The 650-nt window shown below is 53.1% G+C and carries 2 protein-coding genes; both read right to left on the bottom strand.

All coding sequences use genetic code 11. The features are described from left to right. Positions 1-139 precede the first annotated feature (139 nt). Positions 140-373 (bottom strand): MbeD family mobilization/exclusion protein, encoded by a 234-nt coding sequence (locus OGY08_RS00325; RefSeq protein ID WP_000137439.1) that lies wholly within the window; start codon positions 371-373, stop codon positions 140-142. A 6-nt stretch (positions 374-379) separates the two neighbouring features. Then, on the bottom strand, positions 380-650 hold a 271-nt coding region (locus OGY08_RS00330), incomplete at its 5' end, for a mobilization protein (RefSeq protein ID WP_286565339.1).

Consider the following 650-nt stretch of genomic DNA (forward strand, 5'->3'; position numbering starts at 1 on the left):
AACGCGCTGACAACATTTTAGCCTGCCTCTGATTACCATCCCAGCGAAGGGCCATCCAGTGTCCGTTCCTGTATTTCCAGCTGGCGCTCACGCTCCAGGGATAACTCATGTTCGCGTTCCTGTATCAGCCGTTCGTCCCTTATCTCCTGTTCTCGCTGTATAACTGGCTCAAGCGTTCTGTCTGCTCGCTCAAGTGCTGCACCTGCTGACTCAACTGCATGACCCGCTCGTTCAGCATCGCGTTGTCCCGTTGCGTAAGCGAAAACATTTTCTGCAATTCCACGAAGGCGCTCTCCCATTCGTTCAGCCGCTGCATATAGTCCTGTTGCAGTTGCTCTAATGCGTTCAGCAAATGTCTTTCCAGCTCCGTCATGCTCTGTTACTCCTGTACCAGCCTTACGGCATTCTGTTTCCCGTTTTCCATCGTCCAGTTCGTTTCGGCTTTCATCCCCTCGGGCAACACCAGAAAACGTCCGTTGCTCCCCTCGTGATAACGCACGCCCCATGTCTTCGCGTTCAGCTTCTCCAGATTCTCGTTCTGCTTCCTGATTTCTTCCAGGTTCGCCTGTATCATCCCGCCAAGATACCAGAGCGTCCCGCCACTCACGGTAAACAGGAAAATGACCATCCCCAGTAACATCATGCCCGTA

This window comes from Citrobacter sp. Cpo069, assembly GCF_030332785.1.
GTDB classification, from domain to species: domain Bacteria; phylum Pseudomonadota; class Gammaproteobacteria; order Enterobacterales; family Enterobacteriaceae; genus Citrobacter; species Citrobacter portucalensis.